The organism is Archangium violaceum, assembly GCF_016887565.1.
Taxonomy (GTDB): Bacteria; Myxococcota; Myxococcia; order Myxococcales; family Myxococcaceae; genus Archangium; species Archangium violaceum_B.
This window is the reverse complement of sequence record NZ_CP069396.1, coordinates 10,731,514-10,749,651: the sequence shown is the minus strand read 5'-3', so window position 1 is coordinate 10,749,651 and position 18,138 is coordinate 10,731,514. Positions and strand designations below refer to the sequence as shown.

Annotated in this window: 18 protein-coding genes and 1 pseudogene; 14 read left to right on the top strand and 5 right to left on the bottom strand. The window is 69.5% G+C overall.

The annotated features are described in order from the left end of the window. The first annotated feature begins 125 nt into the window (after positions 1 to 125). Both JRI60_RS42735 and JRI60_RS42730 read left to right on the top strand, forming a co-directional pair. Positions 126 to 929 (top strand): tetratricopeptide repeat protein, encoded by an 804-nt coding sequence (locus JRI60_RS42735; protein ID WP_204221817.1) that lies wholly within the window; start codon positions 126 to 128, stop codon positions 927 to 929. Positions 930 to 1,015: 86 nt separating this feature from the next. Continuing rightward, positions 1,016 to 2,596 (top strand): DUF4388 domain-containing protein, encoded by a 1,581-nt coding sequence (locus tag JRI60_RS42730; RefSeq protein WP_204221816.1) that lies wholly within the window; start codon positions 1,016 to 1,018, stop codon positions 2,594 to 2,596. Positions 2,597 to 2,598: 2 nt separating this feature from the next. Here JRI60_RS42730 and JRI60_RS42725 read toward each other — a convergent pair whose 3' ends face one another. Both JRI60_RS42725 and JRI60_RS42720 read right to left on the bottom strand, forming a co-directional pair. Further along, positions 2,599 to 5,358 carry a DUF4105 domain-containing protein gene (locus JRI60_RS42725; RefSeq protein ID WP_204221815.1) on the bottom strand — a complete coding sequence of 920 codons (2,760 nt, stop codon included), beginning with the start codon at positions 5,356 to 5,358 and terminating at the stop codon, positions 2,599 to 2,601. Continuing rightward, positions 5,355 to 5,732 (bottom strand): hypothetical protein, encoded by a 378-nt coding sequence (locus JRI60_RS42720; protein ID WP_239470057.1) that lies wholly within the window; start codon positions 5,730 to 5,732, stop codon positions 5,355 to 5,357. Before JRI60_RS42720 ends, JRI60_RS42725 begins: the two co-directional genes overlap by 4 nt. Here JRI60_RS42720 and JRI60_RS42715 point away from each other — a divergent pair. Both JRI60_RS42715 and JRI60_RS42710 read left to right on the top strand, forming a co-directional pair. Then, positions 5,710 to 5,916, top strand: a complete 207-nt coding sequence (locus tag JRI60_RS42715) for a hypothetical protein (protein ID WP_204229496.1) — start codon at positions 5,710 to 5,712, stop codon at positions 5,914 to 5,916. The two genes, JRI60_RS42720 and JRI60_RS42715, sit on opposite strands and share 23 nt — an antisense overlap. A 12-nt stretch (positions 5,917 to 5,928) precedes the next feature. Further along, positions 5,929 to 6,135 carry a hypothetical protein gene (locus tag JRI60_RS42710; RefSeq protein ID WP_204221813.1) on the top strand — a complete coding sequence of 69 codons (207 nt, stop codon included), beginning with the start codon at positions 5,929 to 5,931 and terminating at the stop codon, positions 6,133 to 6,135. A 236-nt stretch (positions 6,136 to 6,371) separates the two neighbouring features. On the opposite strand, the gene JRI60_RS42705 is transcribed toward JRI60_RS42710, so the two are convergent. Together JRI60_RS42705 and JRI60_RS42700 are read right to left on the bottom strand one after the other, a co-directional pair. Further along, entirely contained in the window at positions 6,372 to 6,803 is a 432-nt protein-coding gene (locus JRI60_RS42705; RefSeq protein WP_204221812.1) for a universal stress protein, read from the bottom strand. Positions 6,804 to 7,032: 229 nt separating this feature from the next. Then, positions 7,033 to 8,235, bottom strand: a complete 1,203-nt coding sequence (locus tag JRI60_RS42700; protein ID WP_204221811.1) for an ABC transporter substrate-binding protein — start codon at positions 8,233 to 8,235, stop codon at positions 7,033 to 7,035. Positions 8,236 to 8,351: 116 nt separating this feature from the next. Here JRI60_RS42700 and JRI60_RS42695 point away from each other — a divergent pair, with 116 nt between their 5' ends. Next, entirely contained in the window at positions 8,352 to 9,440 is a 1,089-nt protein-coding gene (locus JRI60_RS42695) for a response regulator transcription factor (protein ID WP_204221810.1), read from the top strand. 9 nt (positions 9,441 to 9,449) lie between these two features. Here JRI60_RS42695 and JRI60_RS42690 read toward each other — a convergent pair whose 3' ends face one another. After that, on the bottom strand, positions 9,450 to 10,094 hold the full coding sequence (locus tag JRI60_RS42690; protein WP_204221809.1) for a hypothetical protein: 645 nt from the start codon (positions 10,092 to 10,094) through the stop codon (positions 9,450 to 9,452). A gap of 315 nt (positions 10,095 to 10,409) precedes the next feature. Here JRI60_RS42690 and JRI60_RS42685 point away from each other — a divergent pair, with 315 nt between their 5' ends. The 9 genes and pseudogenes from JRI60_RS42685 to JRI60_RS42645 all read left to right on the top strand — a co-directional run bounded on the left by JRI60_RS42685 (position 10,410) and on the right by JRI60_RS42645 (position 18,138). Beyond that, positions 10,410 to 10,922: an SUF system Fe-S cluster assembly regulator gene (locus tag JRI60_RS42685; RefSeq protein WP_204221808.1), complete on the top strand. Its 513-nt coding sequence runs from the start codon at positions 10,410 to 10,412 to the stop codon at positions 10,920 to 10,922. After that, a complete protein-coding gene (sufB, locus tag JRI60_RS42680) occupies positions 10,919 to 12,355 on the top strand; it encodes a Fe-S cluster assembly protein SufB (protein ID WP_204221807.1) in 1,437 nt (478 codons plus the stop codon). The genes JRI60_RS42685 and sufB overlap by 4 nt, the downstream gene beginning before the upstream one ends. 29 nt (positions 12,356 to 12,384) lie before the next feature. Further along, positions 12,385 to 13,131 (top strand): annotated as a pseudogene (sufC, locus tag JRI60_RS42675) (Fe-S cluster assembly ATPase SufC); the annotation flags it as partial. Continuing rightward, positions 13,128 to 14,459, top strand: coding sequence for a Fe-S cluster assembly protein SufD (gene sufD, locus JRI60_RS42670; protein WP_204221805.1), 1,332 nt, complete (start codon positions 13,128 to 13,130; stop codon positions 14,457 to 14,459). The pseudogene sufC and the gene sufD, both read left to right, overlap by 4 nt. Next, on the top strand, positions 14,456 to 15,685 hold the full coding sequence (locus tag JRI60_RS42665; RefSeq protein WP_275439065.1) for a cysteine desulfurase: 1,230 nt from the start codon (positions 14,456 to 14,458) through the stop codon (positions 15,683 to 15,685). The genes sufD and JRI60_RS42665 overlap by 4 nt, the downstream gene beginning before the upstream one ends. After that, positions 15,682 to 16,134 carry a Fe-S cluster assembly sulfur transfer protein SufU gene (gene sufU, locus JRI60_RS42660; protein WP_204221804.1) on the top strand — a complete coding sequence of 151 codons (453 nt, stop codon included), beginning with the start codon at positions 15,682 to 15,684 and terminating at the stop codon, positions 16,132 to 16,134. Before JRI60_RS42665 ends, sufU begins: the two co-directional genes overlap by 4 nt. A gap of 13 nt (positions 16,135 to 16,147) precedes the next feature. Further along, positions 16,148 to 16,708 (top strand): putative Fe-S cluster assembly protein SufT, encoded by a 561-nt coding sequence (gene sufT / locus JRI60_RS42655; RefSeq protein ID WP_204221803.1) that lies wholly within the window; start codon positions 16,148 to 16,150, stop codon positions 16,706 to 16,708. 121 nt (positions 16,709 to 16,829) lie between these two features. Next, on the top strand, positions 16,830 to 17,366 hold the full coding sequence (locus tag JRI60_RS42650) for a hypothetical protein (RefSeq protein WP_204221802.1): 537 nt from the start codon (positions 16,830 to 16,832) through the stop codon (positions 17,364 to 17,366). 10 nt (positions 17,367 to 17,376) lie between these two features. Next, positions 17,377 to 18,138: a crotonase/enoyl-CoA hydratase family protein gene (locus JRI60_RS42645; RefSeq protein WP_204221801.1), complete on the top strand. Its 762-nt coding sequence runs from the start codon at positions 17,377 to 17,379 to the stop codon at positions 18,136 to 18,138.

The following is an 18,138-nucleotide window of genomic DNA, read 5'->3' as shown; positions in this document are numbered from 1 at the left end:
CCACACCCCACTCGATTTCTCCGACGTGTCAGACGCCCTTCCGACACGTCAGACGCCCTGCCTGACGCGCCACACTCTCCGTGTAGGGAGTACGGAGCCAGGGCCTCCTGATATACGCGAGGCCCATGAGTTCGTGGTTCCTGTGGATGGTGCTCTCCGCGGTGACGGGCAGCCCGCTGCTCGCGGCGGTGCTGGTGCTGGCCTTCGTGTTTGTGGCGGATCGCTACACCGTGGGGATTCTGCCGAGTCCCCTGCGGGCGCTGGGTCGCTGGCAGCGTGCGTCGAAGCTGGAGCGGGTGCTGCAGACCAACCCGCATGACCGCCAGGCGCGCGTGGAACTGGCGGACTTGAGGCTGGGACGGGGCAGGTACGCGGCGGCGGTGGAGGTGCTCAAGCCCAACCTGGAGGCAGGGGACGACGACGTGAGGACGCTGTTCCTGCTCGGCGTGGCGTACCTGGGCGCGGGGGACGCGGCCCGGGGCGAGCTGCTGCTGAAGGAGGCCGCGAAGCTGGACCCCGGCTATCAGATGGGGTCCATCGACCTGGAGCTCGGGCGCTTCCGGCTGGCGCGCGGGGACACGAAGGGCGCCATCGAGGCGCTGGAGCGCTTGCGCGCGGCTCGGCCCGGGACGGTGGAGGGGCGGGTGCTGCTGGCGCGGGCGCTCGACGCGAGCGGCAAGGATGGGGAAGGGGCCCTGGTGCGAGAGGAGGCCTGGAAGGAGTACGTGGCCGCCCCCGGTTTCCAGCGCCGGCGCGAGCGGCTGTGGGCCTGGCGCGCACGTCCCAGCCGTCCCATCGCCTACGGGGTGGCGCTGGTGGTGGTCCTGGCGCTCGGCTTCTCCGTCCTCAGCCAGATTCAGGCCCCCGGGCCCTCGCCGGACGGGTACGGGTACTACGACGACCCGGGGATGGCGGCCGACGGCGAGTGAGGCCGCCCGGTCGCTGACCAGGTCTTCCGCCGGAAAAGGACGAGGTCTTGGTAGGCGCGGGGGCGGGCCTCTAAGCTGCGGGCTCCATGTTTCCCACCCCGGCCCTGGTCCTGAGGCAGCGCGAGGGGGCGCTCGCCGAGACGCCGTTTCCCTTGCTGCTGCACGCGCTGTCCATCGAGGAGCGCACGTGCACGCTGGAGCTGAAGGTCCGCCAGCGCGAGAAGCGCATCACCTTCGAGGACGGCGCGCCGGTGTCGTTCTCCAGCAACCTGCTGCACGAGACGCTGGGCAAGTTCCTGGTGGAGAAGGGGAAGCTGTCGGAGGTGGACTACCAGAAGGCGCTCGCAGAGAGCGTGCAGACGGACGTCGCCATCGGCGGGCTGCTGGTGCAGAAGGGGCTCATCAGCCCGTTCGACCTGTACAAGCAGATGCAGGCGAACATGGCCATGAGCCTGCTGGACTGCTTCCGCTGGACGGATGCGCGCTACCGGCTCATCGCCGACATCGAGCCGCCGGACACCAGCGTGCGGATGAATCCGGCGCAGCTCATCCTCACGGGCATCGCGAGCATGATGCCCTTCGACGAGGTGGCCACGCACTTCACCTTCACGGATGACCGGCGCTTCGCGCAGGTGCCGGGGGTGGAGGGGCCGAAGCTGTCCTCGAAGGACGCGCGGCTGTTCCAGGCGCTGCGCTTCCGGCCCACCTTCCCGGAGCTGATGCAGCGCTCGGGGCTGGACACCGACTCCACGCTGCGCCGCCTGTATGCCTTCTGCCTGCTGGGGCTGGCGGACTTCGCGGAGGAGGTGGACAAGCGCCCGCAGCCCGCGCCCTCGGCGGTGGCCGCGACTCCGGCGCCGCTGCCGGGCCCCGCGCTGACGCCGCTGCCGGGCAGCCTGGAGATCGTGGACGCGGCGGCCCTCGCGTCGGCGGGGCCCTCGGGCGTGCCGTTCTCGGATGATGACGAGGCGGTGAAGAACGCGCTGCTGAGCGCCTTCCTGTCGCACCGGAGCCAGGATCCCTTCGACCTGCTGGGCGTGCCGGAGAACCCGCAGCCGGTGGCGCTGCGCAAGGCGTTCCTGGGGCTGGCGGACAAGTTCTCGCCGCTGCGCTTCCAGACGCCGGACCTGAAGGAGAAGGCGGAGGCGCTGCTGGTGGCGTACGCGCGGGCGTACGGAGCGCTGTCGGAGGTGGAGCAGGCGGCGCTGTGGCGCAAGCGGAGGCAGGCGGCGCGCGAGAAGAAGGCGGGGACGGGACGGCCGTCGACGGCGGAGCAGTTCCGCATCCGCACGGACCTGCTGGACGCGACCACGCAGTTCGACGAGGCGATGAAGCGGCTGAAGGCGGAGAACTACGCGGGCGCGTTCGAGTACTTCGAGTACGCGTGCGACATCGAGCCGAAGCCGCTCTACCGGGCGTACCGGGCATGGGCGCGCTACCTGATGAAGCCGGAGGCCCACGGCAAGCTGGCGCTGCAGGAGCTGGCGGACGTGGTGAAGCAGGAGCCGGGTTGCGAGGAGGCGTGGTTCTTCACGGGCGAGGCGGCGCGCGGCGAGGCCCAGTGGGCGCTGGCCGAGGACGCGTACCGGAAGGCCTTCAAGCTCAACCCGAAGAACCGCCGGTACGTGGACCTCATCCAGGACACGATGAAGCGCGTGAAGCGCTGAGGTCACATCAGCTCGACGGCCAGGTCCAGGCGCGGCTCGGCCCTGCCCGAGGGCCAGCCGTCGAGCGTGCCCTCCCAGCGCACCTGGGCCCGGGGTGAGAGCCGGATGCCCCGGCGTCCCCAGTGTCCGACGAGCAGGTCCATCCGGAGCGAGGCCTCCGCCTCGTGCCGCAACCCCCGGGACAGGATGAACAGGGGGGACCAGGCGGCCTCCAGGCGCACCGCGTTGGCCACCGAGCCGGGTAGGCCCACGCGCTGCGAGAAGGTGAGCCGGGGGCCCACGACGGGAACGAGCTCGTCCAGACCCCAACGCATCCCCGTCCGGGCCCCCACGCCCAGCGTGGTGTAGCGGTGGAAGTGGGTGCCCTCGTCCACCACCAGGAGCGCCTCGCCCTGGGCGGTGGCCCGGTACCGCAGGTCCGTTCCCGCCTCCCGGGTCTCCATCAGCGCCTCCATGCCCCAGCCCAGCTCGTCGAACAGCGTGCGCCGGTGCCAGGGGGGCTCCCGCAGCAGGGTGCGGTAGCCCAGCAGGGTGAGCCGGGAGTCCAGAACGCGAGGCACTCCGCGCCTCGGCTCCACGCGCATCTCTCCATCGAGCACGCGCAGATCATTCCCGGGCCGGATGCCATGCAGGTACGTCTCGCCCATGGCCTCGCTCAGCCCCGACGTCCACAGGGTCACCACCGGCCGCGCGTGTCCCGAGGGGAGCCGGTCCATTCCCAGCGCCACCGACATCCGCCCCGCGCCCGAGTACGGCAGGGCCCGCGAGGCCAGCTCGCTCTCCTCCCGCACCTTCCGCGCGTGGTCGCGCTCGAGGAAGTCCACCGGGTCCACCTCGGAGAGCGTCCCGGAGTGGAGCTCGCCTTGCACATCGGTGGCGGTGACGAAGGTGGCCTCCACGGCCTCGGCTCGCGCGAGCGTGCGGGCCTCGTTCCGGGTGGGCTCGCGCCGCTGCGCGGTGGCCAGCGCCTGCTGGAAATAGGCGATGCGATCGAGCACCGCGAGCCGCCGCTGCAGCTCGTCCTCTCGCTCGAAGAGCTGCTGGCGCTCGCGCAGGCCGTCCTGGGGCGTGGGCACCGGCCCTTGAATCTTCACGAGCCTGTTGCGCTCCACCTTCATCCGCTCGTCCTCGGCCCGGTCCATCTCCGAGCGCTCCACCCGGACCGACCAGGCGACATAGGCGTGGATCAGCGTGCGCACGGACTCCCGCTCCGCTTCCGGCACGGAGGCGAGCGCGGCCTCCACCAGCGCGGGTACCCGGGACCACGCCTCGCGGCGCTTCTCCGGCTCGGGAGATTGGAGGCGCCGGTGCAGCAGGCGCAGCCGCGTGTGCACCTCGGCACTCACCTTCGTGGCCAGTGCATCGAGCGCTTCCTCGCGTGACTCGTGCGCCCTCCAGGCGCGCTCCCCGGTGGACTCGAGCGCATCCGGTACGTACTCCAGGAGCGGTTGCCGCTTCCCGTCCGGACCCGTCACTTCCAACCGGGCGAACGAATCCAACGTGGCACTCGGCAGCACCCAGAGCACTCCGGGCGTGCGCACCCTCCGGTCTCCCTCCAGCGCGCTGTTGACGAGGAAGAGGAGCGCGCTCGCGCAGTTGTCCGTCAAGAAGTAGTAGGGCAGGTAGCCGCGCCGCTCCATCTCCCAGACGCGCTCCAGCAGCCGCACCTGCTCGCTCGGGGTGAGCCGCAGGCGGTAGCGGCGGATGGTGCGCTGCTCCAGCTCCAGCGTCTCGTGCGACAGGTCTCCCCGCGTCGCGGTGAGGAAGCCCAGCGAGAAGCCTCCGGACAGCCCCTTCACGATGTAGCTCGGACCTCCCGTCTCCATCCCCGTCAGGGCCACGGGCTGCACCACCGCCTCGAAGCTCGGCCCTCGCGGCGTCTCGCCCTCGCGCCACACGGGTCTCATCAGCAGGTGGCCGAAGAGCGACTCGGGCTGCCGGCCCGTGGAGACGGCGAGCAGCAGCTCGAAGTGCGACAGCTTCCCCACGTCCGCCCATGTGTCGAAGGCGGGGCAGTGGCCTCGCGGCGGTGGCGTCCACAGCCCGTCCGCCTCCAGTAGCTCACCGAGCGCCCGTGATCTGGACAGCTCCTGGCAGCGCACCCGATCGTCCACGGAGAGCGCCTCCTCACGGAGTGACTCCACCGGGACGAAGAGCTCCTCCGCGAAGGTGACCAGGTCCAGCGACGCGCTCTTCTGCCCGCGTGCCCGGCTGAAGGCGCCCTCGTAGGAGAGGCGTGCCTCCTCGGTGAAGGTGAGGGGCCGCTCGAAGGGCGCGAGCCAACCGGCCAGCCGGCGCCAGCGCGCGGTGCGGCTCCATCCGCGCGCATCGTCCCAGCGCTGCATCACCGCGTGCACCACCGCGCGCCGCCGCCACAGCCGTTCCAGCTCCGCGTCGGTGAGCCGGGCCGTGCGCAGCGTGGCGCGCCGCTCCTGGGTGGGAACGAAGGCATAGAGGTGGAAGCGCTCCCGGCCCTCGCTCCACTCCGGCCGCCTCGGGGACTCATTGCCCATGCCGAGCGGCGCCGGATCCGGGTGCAGCACCAGCTCCAGCGGTCCGCCGGGAACACGGCGCAGCGCGGGAGGGAGCGCGGCGAGCCCGGCCTCCACCTCCGCCACGAGCGCGGCGTCCTCGGAGGCGGGAGCGCGCAACACCAGTCCGTGCTCCGTTTCCAACCTGTGAATACGCTCCGCGAGCGTCTCCTCGGCGCTGGCGGGCAGCGCCATCAGGAGCCCTGCCACCAGCGCTGGGAGGACTCTCATTCCACGACCCCGTAGGAGGCGAGGAACGCGCGCCGATCCGCATCCAGCCGGGGGTCGGTGCGCGAGAGCTGACCCACGCGCTCGAGCCAGGCGATGGCGCGCTCGGGCGTGAGTGTGGAGGAGTCGGCGAGCGTGAGCAGCTCCCCGCGGTGCTCGCGCAGCAGCCGGCCGAAGACGCGGAGGTTCTCGCGGCGGATGCGCGCCATGGCGGCGAGGTCCTCGATGGTGGGACCGGCACCGAGCGCCAGGTCCTCCCGGAGTTGGTGGGTGCGCGCGCGCAGGTACACCTGGGCGGCCTGGCCCACCTCCGCCGGAGCGGGCGCGGCGGGAACGACCTTCAGTGCCTGCCAGATGAGGAGCCCCAACCCGCCCACGGTGGCGCCGATGGTGGTGACGGAGACCACCGCGCTGGAGTTGGACTGGCTGCTCTTGGAGCTCTCCGAGCTCGTCTTCGAGCTCTCCGCGGAGCTCTGGGAGGAGGCCTCCGAGGACTTCGAGGAGCCGCCGCTCGTCTGGCCCGAGGTCTTGCTGCTCTCGGACTGGCTCGAGTTGGACTGACTGGAGTCGGCCTTGGAGGACTCGCCCGAGTTGGACTGGCTGGAGTTGCCGGAGTCGCCAGAGCCGGAGTCACCCGAGTTCGAGTCGCCAGAGCCGGAGTCGCCCGAGTTCGAATCGCCCGAGTTCGAGTTGCCGGAGTTGCCAGAGCCGGAGTCACCCGAGTTCGAGTTCGAGTCGGAGGCGCTCATGCCGCCCGAGCCCACGGCTCCAGGCGTCTGACAACCCGCGACCAACAACCAGACGACTGCCCCGACGGCCCGAGTCCGCTGCCCCATCATCTTTCCCCCTTTGATGTTCATGCGCCGACAGCCTAGCGAGTGTCGTGCCGGATGTTTGGGCTCGGACTTTCGTGGGGTTGCGGGGGCTCACCCCAGGTGCATGCGAAGCGGACTTGGCGGCTGTGTGCAGGCGGGTGCACGAGCCACGCGTATGACGTGGTGCGATGACGCACCGGGTCAGTGGACGACGGTGACGGGGCGGCCGGCGTGCTGGACGACGCGATCGCTGACGGAGCCGAGCAGCCACTTGCCACCGGGGTTGAGGCCACGAGCGCCCACCACGATGTGGTCCGCGCCCAGCTTATCGGCCATGGCGACGATGGTGTCCGCGGGGCGGCCGATCTCCACGACCTTGTCCACCTGGGCCTTGGGCAGATCGGCGGCGAGCTCATCGAGCATGCGCCGCACGGCGTCTAGCTCCTCCGGGGTGCGCTGGGGGCCGGAGATGAGCTCCGAGTCCAGGAACCCGAAGGGTACGACCCGGGGGGGCTCGAGCACGAAGAGGAGGGTGATGCGCGAGTTGGTCTGCTGCGCCAGGTCATGGGCGAAGCGCGCCGCCTTGCGCGAGGTCTCCGAGCCATCGATGGCGACGAGGATGTGTTTGAGCACGTCCGCTCCTCCCTGGAAATGAACCGGGGGCGAGTCCCCCACACAGTCAGAGTGGGGCGGAGCGCCTCAGGAGCAAGCCAGGACTCGGCTCGAACCGGAGGGGACCTGGCAGGTGGTCGAGCCGCTGGCCGGAGACCAGGGAAGCAGGGCCCACCGTGTATGTCCCCTCTCCCTCTGGGAGAGGGCTAGGGTGAGGGTCGTCGGCCCATGGGCTGCCCACGGGAGCGGCCTACGGTTCGACGGTGGTGACGAACTTCGTCTTCCCGCCCTCGACCTTGAGGATGACGGCCTGCTTCACGGGATCGCGGTTCTCGTCGAGGTTGATGGTGCCGGCCACGCCCGGGAAGTTCTTGGTGGAGGCGATCGCATCGCGGATGGAGGCGCCCGACAGGTCCGGCGCGCGCTTCATGGCGTCGATGGAGAGCATCGCGGCGTCATAGGCCAGAGCCGCCACGCTGTCGGGCACGGCGCCGTAGGCGGCCTTGTACTTGGAGATGAAGCCCTGCACGCGCGGGTCCGGGTTGTCCACCGAGTAGTGGTTGGCGTAGTAGCTGCCCTCGATGGCCTCGCCGCCCAGCTCGAACAGCTTGTCGGACTCCCAGCCATCGCCGCCGAGCAGCGGAACCGTCAGGCCCAGCTCGCGCGCCTGACGCGCGATGATGCCCACGTCGGTGTAGTAGCCGGGCACGAAGAGCGCCTGTGGCTTTGTCTTCTTGAGGGCGGTGAGCTGGGCGCGGAAGTCCGTGTCACCCTTCGAGTAGCTCTCGTTGCCGGCGATGGTCCCGCCCATCTCGGAGAACTTCCGGCTGAACACGTCCGTGAGCCCCACCGAGTACGCGCTCTTGTTGTCCTGCAGCACCGCCACGCGGTTCATCTTCAGGTTGTCGCGAGCGAACTTCGCCATCACGAAGCCCTGGAAGGGGTCGATGAAGCAGACGCGGAAGATGTAGTCGCCCTTCTTGGTGACGGCGGGGTTGGTGGACGAGGGGGTGATCATCGGCACGCCGGCCGCCTGGGCCTTCTCGGCCATGGCCATCGAGTTGGACGAAGCGGCCTCGCCCAGGATGACGGCCACCTTGTCCTGGGTGATGAGGCGCGTGACGGCCTGGGCGGCCTCCTCGGGCTTGCCCTGGCTGTCGTAGACGCGCACGGCCAGCTTCTTGCCCTTCACGCCACCGGCGGCGTTGGCCTCCTCGACGGCCATGGCGATGCCGTTGCGCGCGGAGATGCCGAAGGTGGCCTCGCTGCCGGTGAGGCTGCCCACCTGGCCCAGGAGCACGGTGTCCGACTCCGCCGGAGGCTCACCCGGGGAGGCCGCGGCCTGAGAGGGGGCGGGCGGGGGAGTGGGTGCGGGCTGCGCCTTCTTCTCACAGGCGGCCACCAGCATGGTGAGCGTGGCGAGGAACAACGGGATGGCGGGACGGCGGCGCATGCGGACTTCCTCCACGAGACACGGGCGCCCGCCTTCTAGCGCACTCCGGCGCCCCTGGCATGCCGTACCTCCCGGGAGGGATGGACAAGGATCTCCTCGAGCCTTACCAGCACCCCATGAATCTCGATTCGCGCGAACGGGCGCTCATCTCCGAGCTGAAGGAGTCACTGGCCAGCTCCCTGGAGCTTCCGGTGGTACTGGCCCGGGCCCAGGGATGGATGTTCGAGCTCGTGTCGGCGGACCACGCGGCGTGGTGCGTGTCCAGACCGGGCAGGTTCTCCGAGTACGAATGGGTGATGACGGACAGGTTGGCGGCGTTCCTGGCCCGTTATCCCGAGATGGCTGGGGATGACTTCGTGCGGGGCTCGGTGGTGCACCAGCCCAACGTGGTGCTCCGGGACTCGCAGATGGCACCGCGCGAGGTGCTGACGCGCAGCCGGTCGTACCAGCTCTGCCGTGAGCTGGACACTCCCCTGGAGCACGTCATGTCGGTGAGGCTGGACATGAGACAGGACTGGCACGGGGGTTTGACGGTCTACCGCGAGCAGCGCATGGAATTCTCCGAGCGGGAACAGGCGCGCCTGCAATCGGTCACGCCTGTCCTGGCCCGTACGGTCCGCAACTGCCGGATGTTCAGTGGGGTGGCGACGCACGGCCCGCTCCCGGAGGCGCTCCTCCAACAGCAGCGCATGGAATGCCTGGTGCTGACCCCGAAGGGCAAGGAGGTGCTGCGCACGGCCCGGGTCACTTCGTTGCTGCGGGATTGGTTCTCCCCTTCCGAGCTTGGCTCCTCGGGTCTTCCTCGTGAATGGGTGGAGTGGCTGCTCTGGCTCGTGCGCCTGGCGGATGCAGGGGAGTCCGGGTCGGACATCTGGGAGCGTCATCGTGGGGACCAGACCTTGAGGGTGACGTTCGTCCGGATGCCGGATCGGGACGGACGGCGGCTCTGGACGCTGGTGCTCGATGCGATTCAGTACGCCATTCCCGTGCCCGCGTCCTGGAGCCCGCCGCTCACCCCGCGGGAGATGGAGGTCGCCAGCTACGTGCTCCAGAACCACGACGACGAGTCCATCGCCGCCCAACTCGAGATTTCGCAGAAGACGGCGAAGACGCACGTGAAGAACATCTTCCGGAAGCTCCGGCCGGTGAACCGCGCGGAGCTCATCTACCGGGCCGCCCTGAAGTACATGGCGGCCCGGGATTGAGCGGCTGCCTCAGGGCTGCTTCTTCAGTTGCACCGTCATCGACGTCATCCCACCCGACGCACCCAGGGTGACCGTGCCCGCGATGAGGTGCTGCTCGGTGAACCGGAACCCCAACGTGCCGGTGATGGTGTCGTTGCTACTGACATCGCTGTCCCACAGCTGGAACACCCACGGGTCCGCCAGCAACTGGCTCGCCTTCGCGGTGCATCCACCGGTGGTCCACGTCGGGTTGTAGCTCTCCATCTCGGAGGTCGAGGAGACGGTGTCCGACCCCGGACACCTCATCGCGACGAAGACATCCGGCGCGGAACCTTCACCATCCCAGGAAGAGCCGTTGTTGTTGGAGGTGATCCGGGCCGAGACCGGTTGGACGAGCCACTCGCTGCTCGGGTCCACGCCGCATGTCTGGTCCGTCTTGCACACCTGGAGGGAACCACAGGCAACGCACGCGACTCCCGTCTTGCCACAGGCGGCTGCGGTGTTGCCCGTCTGGCAGACGTTGTTGAAGCAGCAGCCCGTGCAATTCGCGGCGCTGCACTTCTGCGTGGTGCCGGTGTTCCCGCCGCCCGTGTTTCCACTCCCCGGGTCGTCTTCGCCACCGCAGCCGGCAAGCGCCGACAGCGCGATGATCCCCACCGCGAAAAACCTGTTCATGTCTTCTCTGATGAAGGGGTGATGTTGGAACGGGCCCGCTCAGGTCCCTTCCCGCGTTCGCCGCGCAAGATGCTCCGCGCGGGTGGCGGTGTCTGTACCCCCCGGGAAGTACGCGACTTCGCGTAGACCCTCACCCCAGCCCTCTCCCAGAGGGAGAGGGGGCGCGCGCGGGCCTTCACTCCCAGTCGTGGAGCAACCGGGACGCCGAGCCCGTGATGGCACGATTTTTAATGCGGACCAAGTTAGTCCTGTTTAAAGAGCACCACGCCCAGGGCCCCCGGAAGTCGGAGGGCAGGATGGCTGGAGAGATTCCGAATGCTCCGGATGAGCAAGATGACCGACTACGGCATCGTGCTGCTGACCGAGCTGGCGCGCGCCGGGAACGAGACGCGCACGGCGAGGGAGTTGGCGGCCGGTACCGGTGTGCCCCTGCCCTCGGTGAGCAAGGTGCTCAAGGGGCTGCAGGGCGCTGGCCTGCTGGTGTCCCACCGGGGCGCCAGCGGCGGCTACGGCCTGGCCCGGCCCGCCGAGGAGATTCCCCTCACGGAGATCATCACCGCGCTCGAGGGGCCCGTGTCCCTCACCGAGTGTGGCGCGCATGGCGCCCATCCGCCCGCTGGCACCTGTGAGCTGGAGACGGTGTGCCGGGTGCGCGGTCACTGGCGCGTCATCAACCGCACCATCCAGGACGCGCTCGGGCGGCTGACCCTGGCGGACCTGTGCGCGCCGGTGCCGCGCCTCGTGGGCCTCGGGGTGCCCTCGCGCCCGGCGGCCCCGGCCCAGAACCCGAATTCCACCCCCGCCACCGCGGGAGGAGTCCCCTCATGAGCACGCCAACCATCCAGGAGCTCACGAAGCGTCAGTACGAAGCGGGCTTCGTCACCGAGGTGGAGTCCGAGTCCATTCCTCGCGGGTTGAACGAGGACGTCATCCGGCTCATCTCCGCCAAGAAGAACGAGCCGGACTTCATGCTCGAGTGGCGCCTGCGCGCCTACCGGCACTGGCTCACCCTCAAGGAGCCGCGCTGGCAGAAGGTGGACTACGCGCCCATCGACTACCAGGACATCATCTATTACTCGGCGCCCAAGCAGAAGCCGAAGCTGGACAGCCTGGACCAGGTGGATCCGGAGATCCTCAAGACGTACGCCAAGCTCGGCATTCCGCTGGAGGAGCAGAAGCTGCTGCAGAACGTGGCGGTGGACGCCGTGTTCGACTCGGTGTCCGTGGCCACCACCTTCAAGGACAAGCTGGCCAAGGCCGGCGTCATCTTCTGCTCCTTCTCCGAGGCCGTGCGCGAGCACCCCGAGCTGGTGAAGAAGTACCTGGGCACGGTGGTGCCGCACTCGGACAACTACTTCGCGGCGCTCAACTCGGCGGTGTTCAGCGACGGCTCGTTCGTCTACGTGCCCAAGGGCGTGCGCTGCCCCATGGAGCTGTCCACCTACTTCCGCATCAACGCGGAGAACACCGGCCAGTTCGAGCGCACCCTCATCGTCGCCGACGAGGGCGCCTACGTGAGCTACCTCGAGGGCTGCACCGCGCCCATGCGCGACACCAACCAGCTCCACGCCGCCGTGGTGGAGCTCGTCGCCATGGACGGAGCCACCATCAAGTACTCCACCGTGCAGAACTGGTACCCCGGTGACGAGCAGGGCCGCGGTGGCATCTACAACTTCGTCACCAAGCGTGGCATCGCCCACGAGCGGGCCAAGATTTCCTGGACCCAGGTGGAGACGGGCTCGGCCATCACCTGGAAGTACCCCAGCGTCATCCTCAAGGGGGATGAGTCGGTGGGCGAGTTCTACTCGGTGGCGCTCGCCAACCACCGGCAGCAGGCGGACACGGGGACGAAGATGATCCACCTGGGCCGCAACACGAAGAGCACCATCGTGTCCAAGGGCATCTCCGCCGGCCACGGGCAGAACACCTACCGGGGCCTCGTGAAAGTTCTCAAGAGCGCCGAGGGCGCGCGCAACTACACGCAGTGCGACTCGCTGCTGCTCGGGAGCAAGTGCGGCGCCCATACGCTGCCGTACATCGAGGTGAAGAACTCCTCCTCGCAGGTGGAGCACGAGGCGTCCACGTCGAAGATTGGCGAGGACCAGCTCTTCTACTGCCAGCAGCGGGGCATCTCGAAGGAAGACGCCGTATCGATGATCGTCAATGGCTTCTGCCGGCAGGTCTTCAAGGAGCTGCCCATGGAGTTCGCCGTGGAGGCGCAGAAGCTGCTCAGCGTGAGCCTGGAAGGAAGCGTGGGATGAAGCCGCTGCTCAGCATCAAGGACCTGCACGTGCGCGTGGCGGGTCGCGAGGTTCTCAAGGGAATCAACCTGGAGCTCATGCCCGGCGAGGTGCACGCCATCATGGGTCCCAACGGCTCGGGCAAGAGCACCCTGTCGCAGGTGCTCTCCGGCCGCGAGACGTACGAGGTGACGAAGGGCGAGGTGCTCTTCGACGGCAAGGACCTGCTGTCCCTGCCGCCCGAGGCGCGCGCCCACGCGGGTGTCTTCATGGCCTTCCAGTACCCGGTGGAGATTCCGGGCGTGGGCAACCTGCACTTCCTGCGCACGGCGCTCAACGCCCGGCGGCGCACCGAGGGCAAGGAAGAGCTGGACGCCATGGACTTCCTCCAGCTCGCCCGGGAGAAGTCCAAGCTGGTGCAGCTGGACCAGGCCTTCATGCAGCGCTCGGTGAACGAGGGCTTCAGCGGCGGCGAGAAGAAGCGCAACGAGATCTTCCAGATGGCGGTGCTGGAGCCGAAGCTGGCCATCCTCGACGAGACGGACTCGGGGCTGGACATCGACGCGCTGCGCATCGTCTCCGGCGGCATCAACGCGCTGCGCTCGCCGGAGCGGAGCATGCTCGTCATCACCCACTACCAGCGGCTGCTGGAGTACGTGGTGCCGGACAAGGTGTCGGTGCTGGCCGCGGGGAAGATCGTCCGCACGGGCGGGCGCGAGCTGGCGCTGGAGCTGGAGAAGAAGGGCTACGCGTGGCTGGGCGAGGGCAAGAGCCCGGGGAAGGAGGCGCGGCCGTGACGGAGGCGGGGCTGCAGCACTACCTCGATCTGGCCGAGCGCTTCCAGGCGGAGAGGGCCGCGGGCGCTCCCGCGTGGCTGCGCACCCTGCGGCAGGAGGGCATCGCGCAGCTGGCGCGCCAGGGCTTCCCCACCTCGAGGAACGAGGACTGGAAGTACACGAACGTGGCGCCCATCTCCGGCCATGCCTTCTGCCCCGTGCGCACCGTGCACGAGGCGGGGGTGGAGGCGGCGGTGGCGCGGCTCTCCCTGTCGGGCACGGGTCCGCTGGCGGTGTTCGTGGATGGCTGGTTCGTCCGGGAACTGTCCCGGCTGGAGGGCGCACCCAAGGGCCTCTCGGTGGGCAGCCTGCGCGAGGCGCTGTCCCAGGACGGCGAGGCGCTGGATGTGGTGGTGGGCCAGCGGGCGCGCGCGGAGGCGAGCGCCTTCACCGCGCTCAACGCGGCGCTGCTGGAGGAGGGCGCGGTGGTGCGGGTGGCGCCCGGGACGGTGTGCCCCGAGCCCGTGCAGCTGCTCTTCCTCACGCGCGGTGACAACACCGAGACGCTGGCGAGCCCCCGGGTGGTGGTTCAGGCCGGGGAGAACAGCGAGCTCACGCTGGTGGAGAGCTACGTGGGCGCGGCGCCGGGCGTCTCCTTCACCAACGCGGTGACGGAGGTGGTGCTGGGAGCGGGGGCGCGGGTCACGCACCTCAAGCTGCAGGTCGAGTCGGAGACGGCCTTCCACATCGGTGCCCTGCACGTGTCGCAGGGGCGGGACAGCCGCTTCGCCTCGCACGTCATCTCGCTGGGTGGGGCGCTGGCCCGCAACGAGGTGCACGCCTATTTCGCGGCCGAGGGTGGCGAGTGCACCCTCAACGGGCTGTACGTGGGCCACGGCTCGCAGCACCTGGACAACTGGACGAACCTGGACCACGCGCACCCGCACTGCACCAGCCGCGAGCTGTACAAGGGCGTGCTGGACGACAAGGCGCGGGGCACGTTCCACGGCAAGGTGCTGGTACGGCCGGACGCGCAGCGGACGGATGCGCGCCAGAGCAACCGCAACCTCCTGCTGTCGGAGGCGGCGATGGCGGACGCGAGGCCGCAGTTGGAGATCCTCGCGGATGACGTGAAGTGCGCGCACGGCGCGACGGTGGGCCGCCTGGACGAGCAGGCGCTCTTCTACCTGCGCTCGCGCGGCATTCCCCGGGCGGACGCGGAGTGGCTGCTGACGCATGCCTTCGCGACCGAGGTAGTGAGCGCGGTGCCGCTGGCGTCGCTGAGGGAGCAGGTGGAGCTGCTGCTGGCGCGCAAGCTGCCAGGGTCGTCGAAGGAGGGACGGGCATGAGTGGGATACCTCTGGACGTGGCGCGCATTCGCGCGGACTTCCCCATCCTCCACCAGGAGGTGCGGGGCCGGCCGCTGGTGTACCTGGACAGCGCGGCGACGACGCAGAAGCCCCAGGCCGTCATCGACGCGCTGGTGCGCTACTACACGCACGACAACGCCAACGTGCACCGCGGCGTGCACGCGCTCTCCGAGCGGGCCACCCAGGCCTACGAGGGCGCTCGCGAGCGGGTGCGCCGGTTCATCAACGCGCGCGACGCGAAGGAGATCATCTTCGTGCGCGGCTGCACCGAGGCCGTCAACCTGGTGGCGCAGACGTTCGGGCGCAGCAAGGTGGGCGCCGGTGACGAGGTGCTCATCACCGCCATGGAGCACCACTCCAATATCGTCCCCTGGCAGATGCTCTGCCAGCAGGCGGGCGCCACGCTGAAGGTGGTGCCGGTGGACGAGCGGGGTGACCTGCGCATGGAGCACCTCGACGCGCTGCTGACGGAGCGCACGCGGCTGCTCGCGGTGACGCACGTGTCCAACGCGCTGGGCACGGTGAACCCGGTGCGGGAGATCGTGAAGCGGGCCCACGGCAAGGGCGTGCCCGTGCTGGTGGACGGGGCGCAGGCGCTGCAGCACTTCCGGGTGGACGTGCAGGAGTTGGACTGCGACTTCTACGCGTTCTCCGGGCACAAGGTGTTCGGGCCCACGGGCATCGGCGTGCTGTACGGGAAGAGCGCGGTGCTGGAGACGCTGCCTCCCTGGCAGGGCGGAGGGGACATGATCCTCACCGTCACCATGGAGAAGACGGTCTACAACCGGCTGCCGTACAGGCTCGAGGCGGGGACGCCGGACATCTCGGGGGCGGTGGGATTGGCGGCGGCGCTCGACTACGTGGACTCGGTGGGGCTGGAGGCCATCGCGGCGCACGATCGGGAGCTGCTGGAGTACGGGGCGCGGGCGCTGGAGGGCGTGCCGGGCGTGAAGCTGATGAGCCGGGCGCGCGAGCGCTCGGGGGTGCTGTCCTTCGTCATGGAGGACGTGCACGCGCACGACGTGGGGACCATCCTGGACCGCGATGGCGTCGCCATCCGGGCGGGCCACCACTGCGCGCAACCGCTGCTGTCGTGCTTCGGGGTGGCGGCCACGGTGCGCGCGTCGCTGGCGATGTACAACACGCGCGAGGACATCGACGCACTCGTGCGCGGGCTGCACAAGGTGCGGGAGGTGTTCGCATGAGCTCGGATCTGCAGGACCTCTACCAGGAGGTGGTGCTGGAGCACGGCAAGCGCCCGCGCAACTTCCGCGAGGTGGAGGGCGCCAACCGGCGGGCGGATGGCTACAACCCGCTGTGCGGCGACCAGCTCACGGTGACGCTGCGGATGGAGGGCGACGTCATCAAGGACGTGGGCTTCGTGGGGCAGGGGTGCGCCATTTCGAGGGCCTCGGCGTCGCTGATGACGGGGGCGGTGAAGGAGCTGACGCGGGCCCAGGCCGAGGAGCTCTTCGAGCTGGTGCACAAGCTGGTGATGGAGGGCCCCGCGGGCCTGGACACGGAGGCGCTGGGGAAGCTGGCGGTGCTGTCCGGGGTGAACGAGTTCCCGTCCCGGGTGAAGTGCGCGAGCCTGGCGTGGCATGCGTTGCGAGCGGCGCTCGAGGGCAAGGCGTCCTCGGTCTCGACGGAGTAGGGAGGAGGTCCGGATGAGGGGATTACTGACACCGCTCGCACGCGACTGCGAGGTGACGATGATTCCGAGCGGCGAGCGGGTGATGGTGCCCGCGGGCACCGAGGTGCGGGTGCTGCAGACGCTCGGCGGGAACGTGACCGTGCAGGGCGACTACGGGCAGCTGATGCGCATCGACGAGAAGGACGCGGATGCGCTGGGCGCCGACTATGTGGCGCAGAACCCGAAGCCCGCCGAGTCCGAGGCTCCGGCCGAGGAGGGCGCGTTCGACGAGGAGCGCGTCTGGGAGCAGCTCCGCACGGTGTATGACCCGGAGATTCCGGTGAACATCGTGGAGCTGGGGCTGGTGTACCAGTGCAAGGCGACGCCGTTGCCGGAGGGAGGGCAGCGGGTGGAGATCCAGATGACGGTGACGGCACCGGGGTGCGGGATGGGGCCGGTGCTGGTGGACGACGTGCGGCGCAAGGTGCAGGACGTGCCCGGGGTGAAGGAGGCGAACGTCGAGCTGGTGTGGGAGCCGCCCTGGGATCAGAGCCGCATGTCGGACGTGGCGCGGCTGCAGCTCGGTTGGATGTAGACCCCGGATTCCCTCCTGTGTGGGTTCCCTCTCCCTCTGGGAGAGGGCTAGGGTGAGGGTCATCCCCGAAACCTCCGTGTTCCGGATGAATCCAGACCCGGAGAGTCCCGTCAGGAGAGCCATGCGAAAGCCAATCTGGAGCGGTCTCGTTCTCTGTACCCTGCTCGGTTGTGCGGGGACTTCGACTTCCACCAGCGGTGATACGTCTCGTCCGGCACCCCAGGCCGAGGCGCCCGCGGACGCGCCGGTGGAAGCACCTCCGGGCGAGCAGCAGTCACCAGCCGCCGTCTCTTCCACGCCCAAGACTCTTCGGTTGACGGACTCACCCTCGCCCAAGGACGACATCATCATCCAGAGCCTCGAGCTCCAGGGCGACACGCTGGTGGCGAAGGTGATGCACTCGGGTGGCTGCAAGGAGCACACGTACGACCTGCTCTGGAAGGGGGACTTCCAGAAGACGGCGGCGGGTGGGTCTCAGGCGGAGCTCGTGCTGGCCCACGATGCGAATGGGGATGCCTGTGAGGCGCTGCTGAACCGGACCGCCAGCTTCGACCTGGGCCCGCTGAAGCAGCGCTGGCGCGAGCAGTACAAGAGCGAGCACGGCACCATCGAGCTGCGCTTCACCGGTGCGCAGGCCACCGCGCGCTACGAATTCTAGAGAGCCCCCCATGAGCGTCCGCGTCGAGAAGAACGGCCCCATCACCACCGTCATCCTCAGCCGCCCCGACGTGCGCAACGCCGTGGACGGAGCCACGGCGCTGGCCCTGGCGGATGCCTTCCGGGCGTTCGACGCGGATGGCGAGGCGAAGGTCGGTGTCTTCTTCGGCGAGGGCGGCACCTTCTGCGCGGGAGCGGACCTGAAGGCGGTGTCCGAGGGCCGGCTGCCGCGCCTCGAGCCCGAGGGGGATGGTCCCATGGGGCCCTCGCGGATGGTGCTGAGCAAGCCGGTGATCGCCGCCATCTCGGGTCACGCCGTCGCGGGAGGGCTGGAGCTGGCCCTCTGGTGCGACCTGCGCGTGGCGGAGGAGGACGCCGTGCTGGGCGTGTTCTGCCGCCGCTGGGGCGTGCCGCTCATCGACGGGGGCACGGTGCGACTGCCCCGGTTGATTGGCCTCTCACGCGCGCTGGACCTCATCCTCACCGGGCGTCCGGTGTCAGCGCAGGAGGCGCTGGGGATGGGGCTCGTCAACCGCGTGGTGCCCCGTGGAAACGCACGCGAGGCCGCCGAGCAGCTCGCCCGGGAGATCGCCGCGTTCCCGCAGGCCTGCATGAACGCGGACCGGCGCTCGGCGTATGCCCAGGCCTCGCTCTCCCTGGAGGAGGCTCTCCTCCAGGAGTTCCGCGGCGGCATCCAGGTGCTCGAGTCGGAGTCCCTGGCCGGCGCGAAGCGCTTCGCTCACGGTGCCGGCCGGCACGGCCGGTTCGAGTAG